Below are 3,179 nucleotides of genomic sequence, written 5' to 3'. Positions count from 1 at the left end.
CGCCATCATGAAGAGTGGCAGGATTGTCCAATATGACACACCCGAGACGGTCCTGTCGCATCCTGCCGATGGTTTCGTCGAGAATTTCGTCGGCATAGATCGCGCCATCAAGCGGCTGAGCCTGTTTACCGTGACCGACGCCATGAACGGTGCGACGCCGCGCCCGGGTACCGGCAAGATCGCGCCGACCAGCAATCTGCGTGACGCGCTCGCGCTGATGGTTGCCGCCAACAGTGACGAGCTTGCGGTCGTCGATGCGACGGGTACGGTGCAAGGTCAATTGACACGGGAAGCCATTTTTTCCGTCTGATCCGTGCCTGCTTTGGGAGACAAAAATGTCGATTGCCTATCGTTCCACAGAAGTCCCTGCCGTCCTGATCGAACCGACGAACCGCCGCATTCGTCTCAAACTCGGTGAGCGCTTCATCGCCGATACCACGCGGGCGATCGTCATATACGAAAATGGTGGGCACCCGACCTACTATCTTCCGCGGGCCGATTTCATCACAGGGGCCTTGCAACCATCGACCAAACAGCAACCGTCGCCGATTTTCGGAACGCGCTGCTACTGGTCGCTGCAATCGGCCGATGCGCCGTTAAAGGACACGGCATGGAGTTTTGACGGAGCGACCCTCGGACTGCCCGAACTTGGCGACTATGTGAGCGTTGCGTTCGATGCCGTGCGCTGGTTCGAGGAGGAAGAGGAGATCTTCCGTCATCCGCGCAACGTCTACAAGCGGATCGATACGATACCAAGTTCGCGCCTCGTCGAGGTCGTCGTCGATGGCCGGCTGGTGGCGCGCAGCAACCGGGCGATGTTTCTGTTCGAGACCGGATTGATGACCCGCTATTATTTCCCGGCGGACGATCTCATCGAGGGGACGCTGGCGGCGAGCGATCTTGCCACCTATTGCCCCTACAAGGGCAAGGCCGCCTATTACCATCTCGATCTTGACGACAAGCGCCACGAGAACATCGTCTGGTATTATCCCGAGCCCCTTGCTGAAGCGAGCAGGATCAAGGGCCTCATCTCGTTCTATAACGAGAAGACTGATGAAATCCGTATCCGCAGGGGCAGCGCGGCGTGATGCATTTAGGCCTGTCAATCACGCCGTTTGGTCACCACGCGGCCGCTTGGCGGCAGGGTAAATCGGCTGACGCACTGCGTTTCGAGCATCTGGCGGCCCAGGTAAAAAAGGCCGAGGAAGGTGGGTTCGATTTCGCCTTCTTTGCCGACCGTCTCGGCCGGCGACCCGTCGATGATCTCGATCCGGATACCGTGCCGTTTGAGCCGACAACCCTCGTTGCCGCACTTGCCACGGTTACCAAGAACATTGGACTGATCGCAACGGCCTCCATGGCAGAGTACGAGCCCTATAATCTCGCGCGCCGCTTTGCCTCGCTCGATACGATCAGCAGGGGCCGTGGGGGCTGGAATTTTGTCACCGCCGAGAAAGCTTCGTCGCGCGAGGAGGAGTATGTCGACGTCGTCAACGGGCTCTGGGATAGCTTTGAGGAAGATGCCTTTGTCTATGACAAGGAAAAAGGTCGGTTCTTCGTGCCAGGGAAGATGCATGTCCTCAATCACCGGGGAAAACATTTCACGGTGCGGGGCCCGCTCAATGTCAACCGTTCGCCGCAGGGCAAACCGGTGATCGCGCATGTGCTGAAAGAGGCGACGCTCGATATCGCGGCGCGCACCGCTGATCTCGTTTTCATCGACGCACGCTCTCCGGATGAGGCAAGGACGCGCGCGGCGGATTTTACCGAGCGACTGCGGCACCATCAGCGCACCCGCTCCGACGTGCGGGTTGTTGCCAACGTCATTGCCTATGCCGGTGCAACGAACACCGATGCACGAATGCTTCGTGAGAGACTCGATCGTGGCACCTTTGCTGGACCTTTGCCAGCCGGATTGGAAGTCGTTGGCAACCCTTGCGAGATTGCCGATCGCCTGCAGACATGGTCCGAGACTGCGCAGGTCGATGGTTTCACCATCCTTCCGCCGCTGGTACCGGAAAGCGTGGATGCATTTGTTGACGGTGCTATTGGCGAACTGCGGGCGCGAGGTCTGGTCCGCAAAAGCCACGAAGGCACGACATTGCGCGAACATCTGTCTCTTCGGACGCCGCCGCATGCAGCCGAACCGGCAGCAGGAGCGTTGGGAAAATGAGACAGATGAAGCTTGGCGCCTTCCTTATGGCAGGAGGCCACCACATCGCCGCCTGGCGCCATCCCGGCGCTGTCGCTGATGCCGGCGTCAACATCGACCATTTCATCGCCCTCACGCAGATGGCGGAAGCGGCGAAATTCGACATGATCTTCGTCGAGGACGCCGCTGCAATCCGCGAACGCAATGCCGATATCGCCAGTCAGGCGGCACGATCGACGATGTTCGAACCACTGAGCCTGCTTGCGGCGCTTGCCGTCAACAGCACGCATATTGGCCTCGTCGCCACCGCATCGACAACCTATAACGAGCCCTATGGTCTGGCGCGGAGCTTTGCCTCAATTGACCAGTTGAGCAGCGGCCGCGCGGGGTGGAACCTCGTGACATCGGCAAGCGAACTTGAAGCCGAGAACTTCGTCTCGAGCGGTCTGCGGCCGCATGCGCAACGCTATGAACGTGCCGAAGAGTTTGCACAGGCGGCAATGGCGATCTGGGACAGTGTCGATGATGGGGCACATGTCATTGCGAAAAACGTTTATGCCGATCGCTCCAAACTGCGCCCCATTCGGCATCATGGTACGCATTTTACCGTCAAAGGGCTGCTTGACAGTCCCCGATCGCCGCAAGGAAGGCCGGTAATGGTGCAGGCCGGCGCGTCAGACGCCGGCAAGAATCTTGCCGCACGCACGGCCGACGTCGTGTTCACCGCGGCCCAGACACTTGGCGAGGCAAAGGCCTACTACACGGATCTTAAGGCGCGTATGCCCGCCTTTGGCCGCGATCCTGACGACCTTAAGATCCTGCCCGGCGTATCGCCCATCGTTGGGCGCAGCGAAAGCGAAGCACGGGCGAAATATGACGCGCTGCAGGAACTGATACCCGACGAGGTTGGCGTTGCTCTGCTTGCCAGTTATCTCAGCATCAAGGATCTGTCGCGCTATCCGCTCGAAGGTCCGTTGCCGGACATGCCGCAAACCGACGGTATCCAGAGCCGTCAGCAACTGATCAT

3 protein-coding genes and 1 pseudogene are annotated in these 3,179 nt (G+C 59.6%); all 4 read left to right on the top strand.

Annotation, left to right across the window (positions count from 1 at the left end; genetic code table 11):
* Positions 1-310 (top strand): annotated as a pseudogene (locus AAAB35_RS04545) (ABC transporter ATP-binding protein); the annotation flags it as partial.
* A gap of 25 nt (positions 311-335) precedes the next feature.
* On the top strand, positions 336-1,088 hold the full coding sequence (locus tag AAAB35_RS04540; protein ID WP_340667036.1) for a DUF427 domain-containing protein: 753 nt from the start codon (positions 336-338) through the stop codon (positions 1,086-1,088).
* Positions 1,088-2,173 (top strand): LLM class flavin-dependent oxidoreductase, encoded by a 1,086-nt coding sequence (locus AAAB35_RS04535; RefSeq protein WP_340667037.1) that lies wholly within the window; start codon positions 1,088-1,090, stop codon positions 2,171-2,173. Before AAAB35_RS04540 ends, AAAB35_RS04535 begins: the two co-directional genes overlap by 1 nt.
* On the top strand, positions 2,170-3,179 hold a 1,010-nt coding region (locus AAAB35_RS04530), incomplete at its 3' end, for an NtaA/DmoA family FMN-dependent monooxygenase (RefSeq protein WP_340667035.1). The genes AAAB35_RS04535 and AAAB35_RS04530, both read left to right, overlap by 4 nt.

Source organism: Phyllobacterium sp. (genome assembly GCF_037994425.1).
Lineage (GTDB): Bacteria > Pseudomonadota > Alphaproteobacteria > Rhizobiales > Rhizobiaceae > Phyllobacterium.
Note: the sequence above shows the minus strand (reverse complement) of the source record. Positions and strands in the feature narration are given on the sequence as shown.